The organism is Mesonia sediminis (assembly GCF_042684705.1).
Taxonomy (GTDB): Bacteria; Bacteroidota; Bacteroidia; order Flavobacteriales; family Flavobacteriaceae; genus Mesonia; species Mesonia sediminis.
Map to the genome: position 1 here is coordinate 1 of NZ_JBHULZ010000001.1, position 521 is coordinate 521.

1 protein-coding gene is annotated in these 521 nt (G+C 34.7%); it reads left to right on the top strand.

Going from position 1 to position 521, the window contains the following annotated elements; translation table 11 throughout:
• Positions 1-244, top strand: a 244-nt coding sequence (locus tag ACFSQ0_RS00005) for a hypothetical protein (RefSeq protein WP_379042334.1), incomplete at its 5' end; no start/stop codon positions are given.
• Positions 245-521 lie beyond the last annotated feature (277 nt).

Genomic DNA, 521 nt, shown 5'->3' on the forward strand with positions numbered 1-521 from the left:
AACGGCTTTGGCTATGATTTCGTTGCGGAAAAATACGCAGGATTTATTCCGTTGTAGCTCAAAGATAGAAAAAAGGATGGAATTTTCGGTAGAAAATTCCGCCGCAATGAATTATAGCCGTTGTTGGCTAAAGTACCGACACGCTCTGCTTGGAACGCTCTGTTATGCCGTCCGTACAATTTTTTCCACTTTGCTCTTTTTCCGTCCACTTTTTATGTCTAAAAATTATCTGATTTATTTTTAAAGCTGAGACTTCAAATTCTTTTTTTCTTCTACTTCAAATTTCTGATTTGATCTTCACTCCGGCTAATTTTTTTTTCCGTTTCTTTATTTTTATTCAATTCAGCTTTCTTGTCAGCGTTGTGTTTTTCATTCGGCGTAATGCTTTTCAATTCCGCTGTTTTCCTTTTAAGTCAGTTATTTCTTTTAAGAACTAATTTTTGTTTTTTACTTCATCTTTTCAAGCAGTCAGATTCATTATTTTTCCGCTTTGCTTTTCATTCCGAGGTATTTTTGCCAAC